Annotated in this window: 15 protein-coding genes; 11 read left to right on the top strand and 4 right to left on the bottom strand. The window is 39.3% G+C overall.

Annotated elements, in window-relative coordinates; genetic code table 11:
• Positions 1-93 precede the first annotated feature (93 nt).
• Positions 94-1,524 (bottom strand): gamma-aminobutyraldehyde dehydrogenase, encoded by a 1,431-nt coding sequence (locus HX005_RS02420; RefSeq protein WP_286376152.1) that lies wholly within the window; start codon positions 1,522-1,524, stop codon positions 94-96.
• Between the two features lie 402 nt (positions 1,525-1,926).
• Between HX005_RS02420 and gabT the strand changes: the two genes are divergently transcribed.
• Entirely contained in the window at positions 1,927-3,210 is a 1,284-nt protein-coding gene (gabT, locus tag HX005_RS02415; protein WP_286376151.1) for a 4-aminobutyrate--2-oxoglutarate transaminase, read from the top strand.
• Positions 3,207-4,655 carry an NAD-dependent succinate-semialdehyde dehydrogenase gene (locus HX005_RS02410; RefSeq protein ID WP_107009452.1) on the top strand — a complete coding sequence of 483 codons (1,449 nt, stop codon included), beginning with the start codon at positions 3,207-3,209 and terminating at the stop codon, positions 4,653-4,655. Before gabT ends, HX005_RS02410 begins: the two co-directional genes overlap by 4 nt.
• Positions 4,656-4,714: 59 nt before the next feature.
• Here the strand turns inward: HX005_RS02410 and HX005_RS02405 are convergent, their stop codons facing one another.
• Positions 4,715-4,945, bottom strand: coding sequence for a DUF3565 domain-containing protein (locus tag HX005_RS02405; protein ID WP_107009453.1), 231 nt, complete (start codon positions 4,943-4,945; stop codon positions 4,715-4,717).
• 115 nt (positions 4,946-5,060) lie between these two features.
• Here HX005_RS02405 and gshB point away from each other — a divergent pair, with 115 nt between their 5' ends.
• A complete protein-coding gene (gene gshB, locus HX005_RS02400) occupies positions 5,061-5,999 on the top strand; it encodes a glutathione synthase (protein ID WP_107009454.1) in 939 nt (312 codons plus the stop codon).
• A gap of 75 nt (positions 6,000-6,074) precedes the next feature.
• Here the strand turns inward: gshB and HX005_RS02395 are convergent, their stop codons facing one another.
• A complete protein-coding gene (locus HX005_RS02395; protein WP_286376150.1) occupies positions 6,075-7,268 on the bottom strand; it encodes an MFS transporter in 1,194 nt (397 codons plus the stop codon).
• Between the two features lie 355 nt (positions 7,269-7,623).
• Here HX005_RS02395 and murG point away from each other — a divergent pair, with 355 nt between their 5' ends.
• The 7 genes from murG to lpxC all read left to right on the top strand — a co-directional run bounded on the left by murG (position 7,624) and on the right by lpxC (position 15,761).
• On the top strand, positions 7,624-8,721 hold the full coding sequence (gene murG, locus HX005_RS02390; RefSeq protein WP_286376149.1) for an undecaprenyldiphospho-muramoylpentapeptide beta-N-acetylglucosaminyltransferase: 1,098 nt from the start codon (positions 7,624-7,626) through the stop codon (positions 8,719-8,721).
• Between the two features lie 13 nt (positions 8,722-8,734).
• Entirely contained in the window at positions 8,735-10,183 is a 1,449-nt protein-coding gene (gene murC, locus HX005_RS02385) for a UDP-N-acetylmuramate--L-alanine ligase (protein WP_107009457.1), read from the top strand.
• 90 nt (positions 10,184-10,273) lie between these two features.
• Positions 10,274-11,203 carry a D-alanine--D-alanine ligase gene (locus tag HX005_RS02380; RefSeq protein WP_286376148.1) on the top strand — a complete coding sequence of 310 codons (930 nt, stop codon included), beginning with the start codon at positions 10,274-10,276 and terminating at the stop codon, positions 11,201-11,203.
• Positions 11,204-11,207: 4 nt separating this feature from the next.
• Positions 11,208-12,062, top strand: coding sequence for a cell division protein FtsQ/DivIB (locus HX005_RS02375; RefSeq protein ID WP_107009459.1), 855 nt, complete (start codon positions 11,208-11,210; stop codon positions 12,060-12,062).
• 63 nt (positions 12,063-12,125) lie between these two features.
• Entirely contained in the window at positions 12,126-13,388 is a 1,263-nt protein-coding gene (ftsA, locus tag HX005_RS02370) for a cell division protein FtsA (RefSeq protein ID WP_107009460.1), read from the top strand.
• Between the two features lie 163 nt (positions 13,389-13,551).
• Entirely contained in the window at positions 13,552-14,733 is a 1,182-nt protein-coding gene (gene ftsZ / locus HX005_RS02365) for a cell division protein FtsZ (RefSeq protein ID WP_107009461.1), read from the top strand.
• Between the two features lie 125 nt (positions 14,734-14,858).
• A complete protein-coding gene (gene lpxC, locus HX005_RS02360; RefSeq protein ID WP_107009462.1) occupies positions 14,859-15,761 on the top strand; it encodes a UDP-3-O-acyl-N-acetylglucosamine deacetylase in 903 nt (300 codons plus the stop codon).
• A gap of 97 nt (positions 15,762-15,858) precedes the next feature.
• On the opposite strand, the gene HX005_RS02355 is transcribed toward lpxC, so the two are convergent.
• On the bottom strand, positions 15,859-16,299 hold the full coding sequence (locus HX005_RS02355; protein ID WP_107009463.1) for a DUF721 domain-containing protein: 441 nt from the start codon (positions 16,297-16,299) through the stop codon (positions 15,859-15,861).
• A gap of 106 nt (positions 16,300-16,405) precedes the next feature.
• Here HX005_RS02355 and HX005_RS02350 point away from each other — a divergent pair, with 106 nt between their 5' ends.
• Entirely contained in the window at positions 16,406-17,134 is a 729-nt protein-coding gene (locus HX005_RS02350) for a M23 family metallopeptidase (protein WP_286376147.1), read from the top strand.
• The last annotated feature ends 226 nt before the right edge of the window (positions 17,135-17,360 follow it).

The following is a 17,360-nucleotide window of genomic DNA, read 5'->3' as shown; positions in this document are numbered from 1 at the left end:
AAGCCACAGGTTTTACTGTTGTTATGGTAATGATCATATTGGAGTGTTGATCATTGGTAAAACCTGTGGCTTAAACCTGAGTCAATCAATGTATTAATCATTTGAACTCATGACATGTTTCACGCGGGTATATTCTTCAAAACCATAACCTGACAAATCTTTGCCATAGCCCGATTTTTTGAAGCCGCCATGTGGCATTTCTGCGGTTAATGGAATGTGGGTATTGATCCAAACTGTACCAAAATCAAGCTCACGAGAAAGACGAGTTGCACGGGCATGGTCTTTAGTCCAAACACTTGATGCTAAGCCATATTCCACATCGTTGGCTTTATCAATTGCATCGGCTTCATCCACAAATTTTTGTACAGTAATCACTGGTCCAAAGATTTCATTTTGAATGGCTTCATCATGTTGCTGCAAACCTGTGATCACTGTTGGTTCAAAATAGAAACCTTGACGGTCTGCTTGTTTACCACCCGTTTCAACTTTTGCGTGTGCAGGTAGATTTGCAATAAATGCTTTAACATTTTGCAGTTGATTGGTATTGTTCAATGGACCATATAATGCATCTTGATCATCTGGGTCACCAAAGCGTGTATTTTTTGCTGCTTCAACTAATTTGCTGACAAATTCATCATAAATTGTTTCAGCAACAATGACGCGTGTTGCTGCTGTACAGTCTTGACCAGCATTGAAATAGCCTGTCATTGCAATCATTTCAACCGCTTTTTCTAGATCTGCATCTTCAAAAACTAAAACAGGTGCTTTACCGCCAAGTTCTAAATGTGCTTTTGCCAAATTAGCTGCGGCTGACGCTGCTACTTGTAAACCTGCACGTACTGAACCTGTGATTGAAACCAAAGCAGGGGTCTTGTGTGATACGACTTTTGAGCCAACTTGTGCTTGTCCTAAGACCACATTAAATGCCCCTTTCGGGAAAAATGGTGCTGCAATTTCTGCAAGTAATAATGTGCTTTCAGGTGTCGTATCACTTGGTTTGAGTACAACTGTATTGCCTGCGGCTAAAGCAGGTGCAATTTTCCAGACTGCCATCATAAGTGGATAGTTCCATGGTGTAACTTGACCAACCACACCCACAGGTTCACGACGGATACTAGAGGTTAAACCTTCAAGATATTCACCTGAAGCAGTACCTTCAAGTAAACGAGCAGCACCTGCAAAAAAACGAACTTGATCTGCTGATGCGCCAACTTCTTCAGAAGCAATCAGGTGTTTGAGTTGCCCTGTGTTACGGCTCTGTGCTTCGATCAAGCGTTCTGCATTTGCCTCAATGGCATCAGCCAAAGCTAATAATGCTTTTTGACGTGCTGATGGTGTACTGCGTCCCCAAATTTTTGCAGCATCTTTTGCAGCTGCATAGGCAGCATCCACTTCTGCATCAGTTGCATTAGGTGATTGAGCATAGACTTGCCCTGTTACTGGGCTGACCAAGTCAAAGTATTCTGTGCATTGTGCGGTGATGTATTCACCATTGATAAAGTGTTTAAGTTGATTGTTTGACATTTTTTATTCCTTGTCCTTGGTTTTAAACTATTACATATAACACTATATGTATTATGTTTTATTTCAACTGTCAAATAGCAAAAAATAAAAGTGTGAAAGTGTTGGTAAATGCTCAAAAACACAAAAACTATTCAAAACATATATAAGTATATGATTTATAAAATTATTGATTTAATTATAAAAATTAGACTAAAGTCGTAGATGGTTTTAAGAAAATATTTTTGAGGTGAAATTTTGGTGATTCATCAGGAATAAAATTGGTACCTGATTGATATATAAAATTGGCTCTCGTTTCATGCAAAAATTCAAGCCACATTAGATTTATCAAGTGCACTGTGAAAACTTTCAAATCGTGAAGTATGAACAGTACACACCATGAATATAATGATTGAGGTAAACGATATGGCTCAGCAAGATTCTACAATGAATGCCCGTAAATTAGCAGCAACTCCGCGTGGTGTTGGAGTGATGTGTCAATGGTTTGTTGAGCGTGCTGAAAATGCGACCTTATGGGACACTCAAGGCAATGAATATATTGATTTTGCAGGTGGTATTGCTGTTTTAAATACAGGACATCGCCATCCAAAAATTATTGCGGCAGTCACTGAACAATTAGGCAAATTTACGCATACTGCATACCAAGTTGTACCGTATGAAAGTTATGTTTCTTTGGTTGAACGTATTATTGAACGTGCACCAGTTACAAGTCCAGCAAAGGCTGCATTATTTACTACAGGTGCAGAAGCTGTTGAAAATGCAGTTAAAATTGCACGTGCAGCAACTAAGCGTCATGGCGTAATCACTTTTGGTGGTGCATTCCATGGTCGTACTTTTATGACTATGGCAATGACAGGTAAAACTGCACCTTATAAGCGTGATTTTGGGGTAATGCCTTCAGGCGTATTTCATGCACGTTATCCTGTTGCAGTGAATGGCATCAGTGTAGATGATGCGATTGAAAGTTTAGAAGATATTTTCAGTACAGATATTGCTGCACATGATGTTGCTGCGATTGTACTTGAGCCTGTTCAAGGCGAAGGTGGTTTCAATGTTGCACCACAAGAACTGATGATTCGTTTGCGTCAAATCTGTGATCAACATGGTATTTTACTGATCGCAGATGAAGTTCAAACAGGTTTTGCACGTACAGGGAAACTATTTGCAATGGAACATTATCCAGACGTCAAAGCTGATTTGATTACGATGGCAAAAAGTTTAGGCGGTGGTTTCCCTATTTCTGGTGTCGTAGGACGTGCTGATCTTATGGATGCACCAAATCCAGGTGGACTAGGTGGTACTTATGCGGGTAATCCTTTGGCAGTTGCCGCTGCACATGCTGTCATTGATGTGATTGAAGAAGAAAAATTATGTGATCGTGCCAATAAACTTGGTGCGCAGTTAATTAATGTACTTGAAGACTTGCGTGATACGCATAGTTTTATACGTGATATTCGTGGTTTAGGTTCAATGATTGCGATTGAGCTAAATACGGCTGAGCAAGTCAAAGTGGTACAAGACTATGCGATGAGCAAAAAACTGGTTTTATTGTCTTGTGGTAAAAAAGCCAATGTGATTCGTTTCTTATATCCTTTAACAATTCCAGATGCACAGTTCCAAAATGCTTTGGAGATTATTAAGGAAGGCTTTGCTGCGATTGCGACGAAGAAAGAGGATATGCCTGCATGATTGATCAAAAATATCATTATTTATTAAACCATGCTGATATTGCATTTGAAGCGCCGACTTCAGGTGCATATATCGAAGTAAAAGATGCTGCCAATGGCACATCTTTAGCTTGGGTCAAGCAGCATGATCGTGCTTCTGTTGAGCATTTTATTTTGCGTTCTGAGCAAGCGCAGGCTGCATTTAAAAAATTCACAGCCTTACAACGTGCTGATATTTTGATGGCGTGGTATCGCTTGATGTTAGATCATCAAGAAGATCTAGCACAGATTTTAACTGCAGAGCAGGGAAAACCACTCGCAGAAGCGCGTGGTGAAATTGGGTCGGCAGCTTCATTTATTCGTTGGTTTGCAGAGCAAGCGCGCCGTATAGATGGAGATATTTTACCATCACCACAAGCACAGCAGCGTTTATTGGTGATCAAACAGCCCATTGGTGTGACGGCTGCGATTACACCATGGAATTTTCCTGCGGCAATGATTACACGTAAAATCGCACCTGCAATTGCAGCAGGTTGTTCAATGCTCATCAAACCTGCGGAACAAACACCACTAAGTGCCTATGCTTTACAAGTCTTGGCAATACAGGCAGGTTTACCATCCGATGTGATGATCACATTGAGTGGTGACTCAGTCGCAGTCGGTAAAACACTGTGTGAAAGTGATATTGTTCGTAAACTTACGTTTACAGGGTCAACAGAAGTTGGGCGTATTTTGGCGGAACAATGTGCGCCAACTATTAAAAAACTGTCTCTAGAACTGGGTGGAAATGCACCTGTCATTGTGTTTGATGATGCCAATATTGAACAAGCAGTAAAAGGGATTTTGGCAAGTAAGTTCCGTAATAGTGGGCAAACCTGTGTCTGCGCTAATCGTGTCTATATTCAAGAGGGTATTTATGATGCTGTTGCACAACGTGTAATAGAAGAAGTAAATAAACTGAAAGTCGGCGATGGTCGAATCGAGGGGACGACGCAAGGTCCATTGGTTGATGAGGCTGCAGTTGCCAAAGTTGAGTCACACATTCAAGACGCACTAGCAAAAGGGGCGACGCTTGCCACAGGCGGTAAGCGCTTAAGTGAAAGTAATACGTTCTTTGAACCCACAGTTTTAACGGGTGTCACACAAGAGATGCGTGTTGCACGTGAAGAAACTTTTGGACCCTTAGCACCATTATTTTCGTTTAAAACAGAACAAGATGCTGTGCAAATGGCAAATGATACCGAATTTGGCTTGGCTGCTTATTTATTTACACAAAATGCATCACGTCAATGGCGAGTGGGTGAAGCACTAGAGTATGGCATGGTGGGAGTCAACACAGGAATGATTTCTATAGAAGTAGCTCCTTTTGGTGGGATTAAACAGTCAGGTTTGGGGCGTGAAGGTTCTAAATACGGCATTGATGATTATCTAGAAATGAAATATTTATGTGTTGATTTGTCTGAGTAAGCCAACATCATTTATGACAAATTAAACCCAATAAGTGTGATATTGCTTATTGGGTATTTTTATATTTTATTGGGAGGATTTAAAATATTTTCAGCAGACGTTTGTTGTAAATCGCATTCTTTACACTGCAACATCATGCCGATCTTTTCATTACGTCCTTGTTCAGTCATCACCCATGGACGATTTTGCCAAGGTGGCGTATGACGAACATGTTGCGTATGACCGCAAGCAAGATCAGCCACCCAATGACCTTCATGGTCAATATGAAAAGCAATCATGGCTTGTTGCATGATATTCCTCAAAACATTCAGCACAATATCAGTTAAAGGTTTACCAAAAATCAGGGAAATGCAAGAAAAATCTCCGCTATACTAAAACCATTAAACATTGAAAAAGAGCAGCAATATGCGTGTACTTGTAGTGATGGACCCGATTGAAAATGTAAATCTCAAAAAAGATTCAACCATGGCAATGTTATGGGCAGCATCACGACGTGGGCATGAACTCGGCTATGCATTACAGCAAGATTTATATATTGATCAAGGTAAAGCGTTTGGCTTAATTCATCCTTTAACAGTATTTGAAGATTACAACCACTATTACGAATTGGGTGAAAAACAAAAGCAATCTTTGGCTGATTATGATGTGATTTTGATGCGTAAAGATCCACCATTTGATATGAACTTTGTTTATACCACTTATATTTTAGAACAAGCAGAGCGTGAAGGTGCATGGATTATTAATAAGCCACAAAGCCTACGTGACTGTAACGAGAAACTATTTGCAACTCAGTTCCCTGAGCTACAAGTGCCAACTTTAGTGACATCACAACAAAGTTTGATTCGTGAATTCTTAAAAGAACATGGTGATGTGATTGTTAAACCTTTAGATGGAATGGGTGGAATGGGTATTTTTCGTTTATACCAAGATGGGGTAAATATTGGTTCAACCATTGAAATTTTAACAAATAACGGTACACAACCGATCATGGCTCAGCGCTATATTCCTGAAATTGTTGACGGTGATAAACGTATTCTCATGATCAATGGCGAAGCTGTTCCATATTGCTTGGCACGTATTCCACAAAATGGAGAAGTGCGTGGTAACTTGGCAGCAGGTGGTTTAGGTGAAGCTCGACCATTGACTGAAAATGACAAAGCGATTGCAGCAAAAGTGGGTCCATTTTTAAAAGAAAAAGGCTTAGTTTTTGTTGGTTTAGATGTGATTGGTAACTATGTCACTGAAATTAATGTCACCAGCCCAACGTGTATTCGAGAAATTGATACACAATTTGGCACCTCAATTGCTGATGACTTATTTGCTGTCCTAGAAGCAGGACGTTAATCGTTTTAAGTCGATTTGAAAACACCAGCATCAAGCTGGTGTTTTTTTAATATGTCTAAAATTTTTAAATGACATTTATTGTATTTTTAAGGGGTGCGCTTTAAATAACTGCCAAACTGCACCTATGCCAAGTAAAGATAAAGCTGTGGTAATCCAGACAATATTGCTCCAATTATGTGTATATGAAACGAGCATTCCACTCAGAGGTGGCAATATAAATTGTCCAAAAGCTGAGATTTGTAATACTAAACCGACACTTGCTGCAATTGCATTCGGATGAGGTGCGTAATTTAAAGTAATCGCAAAAACGGTTGCAGGAATCAGCCCGCCTACAGCAGAAAAAATAATGACACTTAAATATTGAATTGGAAATGGTAAATATTGATTGAATACGAACATAACGAAACACATCGTACACATGGTCAAAAAACCTGTAATGATGAGTTTTTTGGCAGTAATACCATGATGCAAAAGTCCACCTGCAGCCAATGTTCCTGCAATATTAGAAATTGAAACAATAGCGGTTAATATCCCTGCAACTTGAAAATCAATTTTTGCATTGAGATAAATACTCGGTAAAAAACCAATGACGGTCAGCCATTGACTGGTATAAGCAGCAAAAATGATGGCTAAACAGACAACAGGTGCGTGACGCAGTGTCATTTTAACAACACTTAAAAAGGATAATGATGAGGTCTGTGTTGAATGTGTACGTGGAAGATGAAGTAAAACTTGCACAATTGCGGCAAAGCCTAAACAGAGCAGTCCTAAACCAAACCAAATATGTTGCCAAGAAAAGTACTGTAATAATAACGGAATGCTGAGCATGGCAATCCCTACACCGAGTCCCATATAAGACCCCCAGATGCCCATTTTGACATTCATTTTTTGTGGATCACAGATTCTTTTTAAAATTGCAGGGGCAGTGAGGGTAATCAATAAAAAGCCAATTCCTTCAAAAAATCTAAAGAAAAATAAACTGAATAATGAACTAATAAAAACACCGCTTAAACTTGCACAACCTAAAATCACTAAACCTGCAATAAAACACTGTTTAAGTCCAACTTTCTCACTAAAACTTCCTAAACATAACGCAAATAACATACCTGCCGCTTGTACTAAAGACAAAGCGAGTCCTGCTTGTGCAAGATTTAGATCGAGTTGTTTTTGTAAAATAGGGATAATCGGGGAGAGTTTACCAACATGAACCGCAGCCAAATATCCTGCTGCAATAATCCAAAGATCATGTCGTGAAGTATGTTGTGTCACGATGTCTATTCTTCCATGAATAATTTTTAAGTAAAATTTGAGTATAAAGAGAATAAAATATATTTCTATAAAAACAATTTTAAGTTTATAGATAAATTTTTCATATAAAGAGAAAGATACGATAAATACTTAAGGCATACAGGAATCTCTATTTAAAATATATAAATTGTACAAAAATAAGTATTTTCTGATAGATTAATAACAAAACTAGTTTAAACTTTCAAATCAGTAGAAAAAAACAATGAAGTGTCAGGCGAAAAAAAGTAAATAAACTTTTCCCTCTCATGGTTTGTGATTACAATTGTCTGCTTAAAGACTCGTTAAATTTTATTTTTTGGTATTGAAGAATTAGACTGTGAGCAAACCTCAACAAACTACACCTAAACATGTCATGATGATGGCAGCAGGTACAGGTGGGCATGTATTTCCAGCCTTAGCGGTCGCTAAAGAGTTGCAACAACAAGGGTGCCAAGTCTCATGGTTAGCAACCCCGACAGGAATGGAAAATCGTTTATTAAAACAACATGATATTCCAATTTATCAAATCGATATTCAAGGTGTGCGTGGCAATGGTCTTGTCCGTAAATTAGCAGCACCTTTTAAAATTTTAAAAGCGACCTTAAGCGCAATGCGTCATATGAAACAACTTAAAGTTGATGCTGTTGCAGGCTTTGGGGGTTATGTTGCAGGTCCGGGTGGTTTGGCTGCACGCTTATTGGGTATTCCTGTCATTATTCATGAGCAAAATGCGGTTGCAGGTTTTACCAATACACAACTTTCGCGTGTGGCAAAAAAAGTATGTGAGGCATTTCCAAATACCTTTCCTGCATCTGAAAAAATTGTGACTACAGGTAATCCTGTACGTAAAGAAATTACTGCAATTTACAACCCAACTTATCGTTACAAAGAACGTGAAAACTCAAGTGAACCTATTCGTATTCTTATTGTGGGTGGTTCATTAGGTGCACAAGCTTTAAATGAGTGTGTGCCACACGCTTTAAAACAGCTCAATGTTCCACTTCATGTTTTTCATCAATGTGGTCAAAATAAACAAGAAACAACACAAGCTTTATATGTAAATTTACCTGAAAATTTGCATGTTGAAGTCCAGCCATTTATTGAAGATATGGCAAAAGCATATAGTGACGCTGATTTAATTATTTGTCGTGCAGGTGCGCTGACTGTAACTGAAGTTGCAACCGCAGGTGTAGCCGCAGTCTTTGTTCCTTTACCAAGTGCAGTAGATGATCATCAAACAGCAAATGCTCGTTTTTTAGAGAAAATTGGTGCTGCTAAAATTTGCCCGCAAGCCACCATGACACCTGATTCGTTAAAGGATTTATTAACGCCGTTGATGAATCGCCAATTATTGATGGAAATGGCGGTTAAAGCTCGTCAACAAGCCCAACCTGACGCAACTCAGCGTGTGGTTGGTTTAATTCAAGATTTGTAAGTTAGAGTTGATTATGTCTCCAACAAGCCCAGCTGATAAAGCAAAAAGCCTCATTAAAATCCCTGAAATGCGCCGTATTAAACATATCCATTTTGTGGGTATCGGTGGTGCAGGCATGTGTGGTATTGCCGAAGTGTTGAAAAACCAAGGTTATAAAGTTTCAGGTTCTGATATTAAGGCATCTAAAACAACAGCACAGCTTGAAGAAAATGGCATTAAGGTTTATATCGGGCATACAGCTAAAAATATTCAAGGTGCAAATGTATTGGTGGTTTCAACTGCCATTGACCCTGAAAATCTTGAAGTTAAAGAAGCAATAGAAAACCGCATTCCTGTCGTTCGTCGTGCTGAAATGTTGGGTGAGCTGATGCGTTACCGTCATGGCATCGCAGTTGCAGGTACGCATGGTAAAACGACAACAACCAGCTTAGTCACTTGCATGCTTGCTGAAGAAAATATGGATCCAACGTATGTGATTGGTGGATTATTAAATCGTACAGGTGTAAATGCAGCGCTTGGAGCAAGTCGTTATATCGTTGCTGAAGCAGATGAATCAGATGCATCATTTTTACACTTAGAACCAATGGCTGCGATTGTAACGAATATTGATGCAGATCATATGGATACTTACGGCGGTAGCTTTGACGTATTAAAAGATACTTTCGTTAAGTTTTTACAAAAAATGCCATTTTATGGTTTAGCTGTTGTCTGCGGTGACGATGCCAATATTCGTGAAATTATGCCGCGTATCGGTCGTCCTGTTTTAACTTATGGTTTTAATGAAGACAATGATATTCGTGCAATTGATGTTGAACAAATCGGCATGCAATCAAGCTTTACTGTTTTACGTAAAGACCGTGAACCTTTGCGTTTAACCATTAACTTGCCGGGCTTGCACAATATCTTAAATGCTTTGGCTGCGATTGGTATTGCAACCGATGAAGGTGTTTCAGATGCTGCCATTGCACGTGCTTTAGAAAGCTTTAGTGGTGTTGGTCGTCGTTTCCAAGTGCAAGGTGAATTTGAACTTGGTGAAGGTAATGTAAAACTTGTTGATGACTACGGTCATCATCCTAAAGAAGTTGAAGCGACAATTAAAGCGGCACGTGCGAGTCATCCAGAGCGTCGTTTGGTGATGATGTTCCAACCTCATCGTTTCAGTCGTACACGTGATTGTTTTGATGACTTTGTTGATGTGTTGTCTCAGGTCGATCAATTACTTCTTTTAGAAGTATATCCTGCGGGAGAAAAACCAATTGTGGGTGCAGACAGTCGTGCTTTAGCACGTAGTATCCGTTTGCGTGGTGAAGTTGAACCTATTTTAATTGATCCTGTTGAAGGTAATTTACAAAACGCGATACAAAAAGTGTTACAAGCAAATGACTTGTTATTAACACAAGGTGCGGGTAACGTGGGTGCAATTTCGGTAGAATTGGCTCAAAACCAACTTTATTTAAAATAATGACTGAGTAAGGTGCTTCATCTGTACTGTTGTATAGATGAAGCTCAGTATTTATTTTATTGACTAACTTATAAGTTTAAGGATTTAAACGTGTCAAATGCTTCTAAATTCGGCAAAGTAGCGGTATTGCTTGGTGGAAAATCCGCTGAGCGTGAGGTGTCATTAGATAGTGGTAAAGCTGTATTAGAAGCATTATTACGTTCAGGTGTTCATGCAGAAGCTTTTGATCCGCAAGAGCGTAGCGTGACAGAACTTGTAAATTATGATCGTGCATTTATTGTATTGCATGGTCGTGGTGGTGAAGATGGTCAAATCCAAGGTGTTTTGGAATGGTTAAACATTCCTTATACAGGAACTGGTGTACAAGGTTCAGCCATTGGTATGGACAAAGTTAAAACCAAGCAAATTTGGCAAGGTTCTGACTTACCAACTGCACCGTATCGTATTATTTCAAAAGATTCTGATTTAGAAGAAATTGTTGCAAATCTGGGTTTGCCTCTAATCATCAAGCCTGTACATGAAGGTTCTAGTGTGGGTATGAGTAAGGTTGAAAAAATTGAAGACCTTGCCGATGCTATTGATAAAGCCACTGTACACGATGCTGTTGTCATGGCTGAAAAGTGGATTACAGGGCGTGAATATACAATTTCATTCTTAAATGGTCAGCCTCTTCCTGTTATTCGTTTACAACCACCTGCTGATGTAGCTTTTTATGATTATGAAGCAAAATATAATCGTAATGATGTGGAATATGGTATTCCATGTGGTTTAAGTGATGTAGAAGAGAAACAATTACAAGCGCTTTGTTTACGTGCGTTCCAAGCAGTTGGTGCAAGCGGTTGGGGACGTATTGATGCCATGCTGGATGAGCAAGGCAACTTTTGGTTATTAGAAGTGAATACTGTACCAGGTATGACGAGCCATTCTCTTGTTCCTAAAGCTGCAAATGCTGTAGGTTACAGCTTTGATGAATTGTGTGTAGCGATTTTAGCGCAGACTTTAACGGAACAAGCACACTAAGTTTATGGCTCAACTTCCTGCTTCAATGCGTCGTAAACGCGCAGCCATTACATCAATACATGATAAACCACCTACCCGCAAAGAGAAGTTCATCAATGCGGGAGGATGGGTGTTGCTCCTGATCGCCTTTCTTGTATTGTGTGTAGGATTGTTTGGTTTATACAAAGTTGTGACAGATGCTAAGGTTGCAACCTTGCAAGTGGTAGGTACTCAATCAGCACTGGAAAATGAGGTATTGTCGCAGCACTTAGCACCTGTTGTAAAAGACAATTACTTTACTTCAGACTTAGAACAAATCCGAGATAAAGCCCTTGAAGTATCATGGGTTGATCGAGTGGTTGTTGCACGTGCATGGCCAAATGGAATTCGTGTTCGAGTGATGCCGCGTCATGCGATTGCCCGTTGGGGAACGGGGCGATTATTAAGTGACAGTGGAGATATTTATACTGAGGTACAAGTGCGTAATCATAGCAATTTGCCTCTTTTACATGGTCCACTCAGCCAATCTAAAGTCATGATGCGTCGTTATAATGAAATAAATCAATTATTTCATCCTGCGAATTTGCGATTAAAAGAACTGTATTTAACTGAGCGTATGACATGGTTTATGCAGTTTGATTCGGGTTTACGCATTATTGTTGATCAAGATCAGACGATGAGCAAGTTACAACGTTTAAGTCATTTAGCACAAACCGATTTAAAACCTGTTTGGTCAACGATTTCTGCGATTGATTTACGTTATCGAAATGGTCTTGCAATTCAATGGAAAGATTCAAGGTCGCCGAAAATTTTGAATGGTGGCTTTGTTGTAACGAGCGATGAACCAAGCGTTGCAGATGCAAGAGTAGTGCAGCCATAATAGATGGCTTTATAAAGAGGCGATGAGCCAAAGATAAACAATGAAGATAATGGTAGCGAAGTGATGAGTGAAGCTGTTCCCTCAGTTGTTGCGATAGACATTGGGACACATAAAGTTTCAGTTCTAATAGGTAAGGTGCATGCCCCTGATAATATTCAGGTTATTGGCATGGCTAGTGCACGCAATAAAGGTATGACCAAAGGCAAAATTGTCAGCCTAGAAAAAGTCATAACTGCAATTAAACAAGCCGTACAAGAAGCGGAAGACATGGCAGAATGCCGTGTACATTCTGCATGGGTATCTATTCCAAGTACAGAATTACAAAGTCATTATGCAGTTGGACGTACACCTATTTCAAACCCAGAACGTACGATTACCACTTCAGAAGTTGTACGCGCATTAGATCTTGCTAAAGCCAGTCATATGACGGCAGATCATTATCTTGCTACAGCAGTACCTTTAGGTTTTGAGTTAGATGATTCGCCTGAATGGGTGCAAAACCCGATTAATCTAACTGCGCATAGTATGACTGCGCATTATCAATTAATGATGATGCCTATTGCTACGATGCAAAACTTAGATCGGGCAATGAAAGGCGCAAATATTTCTGTAGAAAAAATGGTGGTATCGTGTTTGGCAACTGCTGAAGGTAGTTTGCTCAAAGACGAAAAAGAATATGGTGTATGTTTACTTGATATTGGCGCAGGTACCACCAATATTGCAGTTTATATAGAAGGGCATCTCGTTTTAGCGCATACCATTCAACGTGGTGGTGAAAATGTGACGCGAGATATTGCAGCTGTATTACAAACGACTACAGAAGAAGCAGAGCGAATTAAGTTACTCTATGGTTGTGTAGATTTGCATCAAGTTAAACCTGAACATATGATTCAGTTTGAAGCAATTGATGGACCTCAAACGATTAGTCGTATTGAACTTGCAGAAATTATTATTGCACGTTACGAAGAAATTTTGAGTTTAGTTCATCATGAATTAGAACAACGTGGCGCATTGCAAAGCTTATATCATGGCGTGGTATTGACTGGGGATGTATGTCAAATCGAAGGTATGGTAACGTTAGCACGTAGAATGTTGGGTGTTTCTGCCCATTTGGGTAATCCAACAGTTAATGTTTATGCTGATGACCAACATTTATCTGCTTTACGTCGTTCAATGTATGCAACTGCATCTGGTTTATTGTTATTCAGCCAAAGTGATATGCAAGATGCTGTAGAAGAGCCTGAAGTTAATAGTCATCGTTCAGTTTGGGAGCGTGTGGCAAATGGCTGGGTCGCGTTGAATAACAAATTAAAAGGTATTTTTTAGGTGTGGTTTTTTGGGAATATTGTTAAAAAGTTGTAAGCATGTCGTCCTGTACTTGACAAGTCTGACAATGAACAGCATCCTAAAAACAAATTTTATTATTGAAGATCAAGGCAGTATACGGGCTTAAGTGACTGCCATACATTAAGTAGGAAATCTAAAGGTCATGGCCTCATTTGAATTTTTAGAAGATGAACAAACCGATAGTAACGGTCAAGCCCGTTTTACTGTGTTTGGTGTTGGTGGTGGCGGTGGTAATGCCGTACAACACATGGTGCAGTCTGACATTAAAGGGGTAAAGTTTGTTTGTGCAAATACAGATAAACAAGCTTTAGATCGTATGAATGCGCCATTTAAAATCCAACTCGGTGAACAAAGTACCCGTGGTTTGGGTGCAGGTGCAAACCCAGATGTAGGTCAAATTGCTGCTGAAGAAAGTCGTGAATTGATTCGTCAACACCTTGAAGGTGCAGACATGGTCTTTGTTACCGCTGGTATGGGCGGTGGTACAGGCACAGGTGCTGCGCCAGTTGTTGCTGAAATTGCTCAGGAAATGGGTATTTTGACCGTTGGTGTTGTCACAACACCATTCAACTTTGAAGGTCGTCGTCGTCAACGTTCGGCTGAAAAGGGCATTGAAGCACTCGAAGCACATGTAGACTCATTGATTATTATTCCAAATCAGCGTTTATTAAGTGTTTATGGTGACATCTCTATGCAAGATGCTTACCGTAAAGCAGATGACGTATTACTGAACGCTGTGCGTAGTATCTTTGATCTCGTTGTTCGTCCTGGTCATATTAACCTTGACTTTGCTGATTTAAAAACTGCGATGAGTACACGTGGTTATGCAATGATGGGTGAAGGTAAGAGCAGTGGTCCAGACCGCGCTGAAGAAGCTGCACGTCTTGCTATTCGTAGTCCATTATTAGATAACGTAAATATCATGAATGCCAAAGGGGTGTTAATTAACATCACGGGTGGCGCAGATGTGACTTTACGTGAAACTGAGATCATCACAGATGTGGTCAATCAGATTGTTGACCTTGATGAAGGTGAAGTTTTCTTTGGTACAGTATTTGATCCAGATGCGCGTGATGAAATTCGTGTGACTGTGATTGCAACAGGTTTAACACGCAATGCCAATGAAGCAGAAGTAAAGCGTCGTGCTTCTGTTAATGTTGCTGCAAATGTGCAAAAAACCAGTCAAAATCCAGTTGATGAAGATGATGTACCTGCGATCAGCAAGCGTCAAAACAGTGATGCGCCTGCAACGAACTCAAGTGCATCGCCACGTTCTACTCCAATGAGTATTCAAGATTATTTGAAAAATCAACAACGTAAATAATTGATAATTCAAATAAAGACTGATCATGATCGAAAAAGGCAGTAAGTTTCACTGCCTTTTTTGTTTTTTATCAATGGCTAAATGTGCTAACGTATAGCGGATTTGAGAATGAAGACCGAATTAGCATGTTGAAACAACGTACCCTGAAACGAGTCGTGAAAGCGAGTGGAATCGGATTACATAGCGGGCAGAAAGTCATGATTAACTTTTTACCTCATGTAGCTGATGGGGGTATTGTGTTCCGTCGTATTGATTTAAATCCGCCCGTTGATATTCAGGCAGATGCAATGCTGATCCAAGAAGCATTCATGTGTTCAAATTTAGTCGAAAAAGATGCCAAAGTAGGCACTATTGAGCATGTGACCAGTGCCATTGCTGGTTTAGGCATTGATAACCTCATTATTGAAGTATCTGCGTCAGAAATCCCAATTATGGATGGGAGTGCGGGACCGTTTATTTACTTGCTTATGCAGGGCGGTTTGGTTGAGCAAGACGCACCTAAAAAATTTATTCGTATGCTTAAGCCTGTTGAAGCATTAATTGATGACAAAAGAGCTATTTTTTCGCCTCATCATGGTTTTCAACTGAACTTTGAAATTGATTTTGATCATCCTGCTTTTGCTAAAGAATATCAGTCAGCAACCATCGATTTTTCTACTGAAACTTTCGTTTATGAAGTGAGTGGAGCGCGTACATTTGGTTTTATGAAAGATTTAGACTATCTAAAATCACATAATTTAGCTCTAGGTGCGAGTTTAGAAAATGCTGTTGGTTTAGATGATACGGGTGTCGTAAACGAAGAAGGTTTACGTTTTGCTGATGAGTTTGTCCGTCATAAAATTTTAGATGCAGTTGGGGATTTATACCTTTTGGGTCATCAAATTATTGGGAAATTTGATGGCTATAAATCTGGACATGCGCTCAATAATCAACTTTTACGCAATGTTAAAAGTGATCCAAGCAGTTATGAAATTGTAACATTTGATGACATGAAAAGCTGTCCAATACAATATGTACAAGTCTTATAAGTCCTTGCTTTTAAGCGGCAATGTTATAAAGTAACGTAAAATAATGTGACACGGTTGGCTTTTTGTAAATACAATATCCAATATTTTATTTTATTGTTTACTTTTTATTGCTTGCCAAACGTAACAAAGCTTGGCTAAGCTTAGCGTCGTTCACAAAACTAGCAGCATGTTGCAACATTTCTTGTGTTTCTGGTGTGAGGGATTGAACAGATTTTTGAGGAATTGTCGATTTTTCTGTGTTTTCACGTAGTCTAATTTGCAATTTTTTTAGATTTTGAAATTCTTCTAATTGTGACAATTGAAAAATATATTGTTTTTGAAGATAACCGAGTTGACTAATCATGGCTTGATTTTCACCGGTGATGGTCAAAATACCATGTTCATAACAGACAACCTGCCATACTTCTGGTTGAGGTAGCAAAGGTTGGATTAGCTTAGTGAGTTTTTGCCATTCGGCAACTTGCTTTTTAAGAAACGATAAGTTTCCTGTTTTTACGTGTTGTCTTGTTTGATGAAAGAGATTTTTAGGTTCAGACATACATTTTTCCTACATAGTTATGTCTTATCTTAAGCCCTCGTTTCAGTAGATATCAAGGACGAGATCACTCAAGGAACTTGATTAAGAACAGTTAAAAGAGGTTTTTATGCATTCGCGACGTATTTTATTGGCATTTTCTTTGGCGGCTTCTGCTGCATCGGTTGCATTCGCAGATTTAGTCCAATTAGATGCTTCTAATACATCTGCTCCAGATCGCTTAGAGCAACTTTCTAAGACGCTATCTCATACCACCGTATCTCAAGGCTCATATACTCATCCTGACGATATGGATATTCCAGGAAGCGTAACATTCCAACCGCATTTGCGTACATCAAATGAAAAACCAGTTGAACTCAACAATGCAACGATTGCACAAAAATATGGTTCAGCCGCAATTTCATCTTCATCTAGAGTAAATTACTCAGCAAATTCTCAACATTCATGGTTAATTACGCATCCGCTACCTGATATGAAGCGCGTGAGTTCAAACTATGGTGGACGCACTATGGGTGGACGTGCTGAAAATCATTCAGGTTTAGATTTATCTGCACCAAGTGGAACACCAATCTATGCGACTGGTCCGGGTATTGTAACCAAGTCAGGTTGGGGCACAGGTTATGGTCAATATGTTGAAATCAACCATGGTAATGGCTATATCACACGTTATGCACATGCTTCACGTTTAATTGCTCGTGTAGGCGATCAAGTACAAGCAGGTGAACATATTGCCAATGTCGGCTGTACAGGTCGTTGTACAGGTCCACACTTGCATTATGAAGTTGTAAAAGATGGTCAACGTCGCAATCCATCAACTTATTTAGCAATGCTACCTTAAGCCTTACATGATGAGCAAAATGTATTTCTAGACTAAAAGCTTATCATTAAAATAAATCTATATTGTATGAAAAACCGCCTAAATTGGCGGTTTTTTGTTTCTTTGTGTGTTAAATAGTCACTAAGTATTTAGTTACTAAATAATGCTCACAATCGACATTCATTTGTAACGATAACTTAACACCCCTAAAACATGATACATATAAGATATAGAAAATAGTTCAAGG

It is taken from the genome of Acinetobacter sp. R933-2 (assembly GCF_030325485.1).
Lineage (GTDB): Bacteria > Pseudomonadota > Gammaproteobacteria > Pseudomonadales > Moraxellaceae > Acinetobacter > Acinetobacter sichuanensis.
This window is presented reverse-complemented; position numbering and strand designations above follow the sequence as displayed.

Excerpts from the sequence above, each read along its gene's own strand:
- HX005_RS02420 (WP_286376152.1), bottom strand. The coding sequence starts at position 1,524 with ATGTCAAACAATCAACTTAAACACTTTATCAATGGTGAATACATCACC.
- gabT (WP_286376151.1), top strand. The coding sequence starts at position 1,927 with ATGGCTCAGCAAGATTCTACAATGAATGCCCGTAAATTAGCAGCAACT.
- HX005_RS02410 (WP_107009452.1), top strand. The coding sequence starts at position 3,207 with ATGATTGATCAAAAATATCATTATTTATTAAACCATGCTGATATTGCA.
- HX005_RS02405 (WP_107009453.1), bottom strand. The coding sequence starts at position 4,945 with ATGCAACAAGCCATGATTGCTTTTCATATTGACCATGAAGGTCATTGG.
- gshB (WP_107009454.1), top strand. The coding sequence starts at position 5,061 with ATGCGTGTACTTGTAGTGATGGACCCGATTGAAAATGTAAATCTCAAA.
- murC (WP_107009457.1), top strand. The coding sequence starts at position 8,735 with ATGTCTCCAACAAGCCCAGCTGATAAAGCAAAAAGCCTCATTAAAATC.
- HX005_RS02375 (WP_107009459.1), top strand. The coding sequence starts at position 11,208 with ATGGCTCAACTTCCTGCTTCAATGCGTCGTAAACGCGCAGCCATTACA.
- ftsA (WP_107009460.1), top strand. The coding sequence starts at position 12,126 with ATGAGTGAAGCTGTTCCCTCAGTTGTTGCGATAGACATTGGGACACAT.
- ftsZ (WP_107009461.1), top strand. The coding sequence starts at position 13,552 with ATGGCCTCATTTGAATTTTTAGAAGATGAACAAACCGATAGTAACGGT.
- lpxC (WP_107009462.1), top strand. The coding sequence starts at position 14,859 with ATGTTGAAACAACGTACCCTGAAACGAGTCGTGAAAGCGAGTGGAATC.
- HX005_RS02355 (WP_107009463.1), bottom strand. The coding sequence starts at position 16,299 with ATGTCTGAACCTAAAAATCTCTTTCATCAAACAAGACAACACGTAAAA.
- HX005_RS02350 (WP_286376147.1), top strand. The coding sequence starts at position 16,406 with ATGCATTCGCGACGTATTTTATTGGCATTTTCTTTGGCGGCTTCTGCT.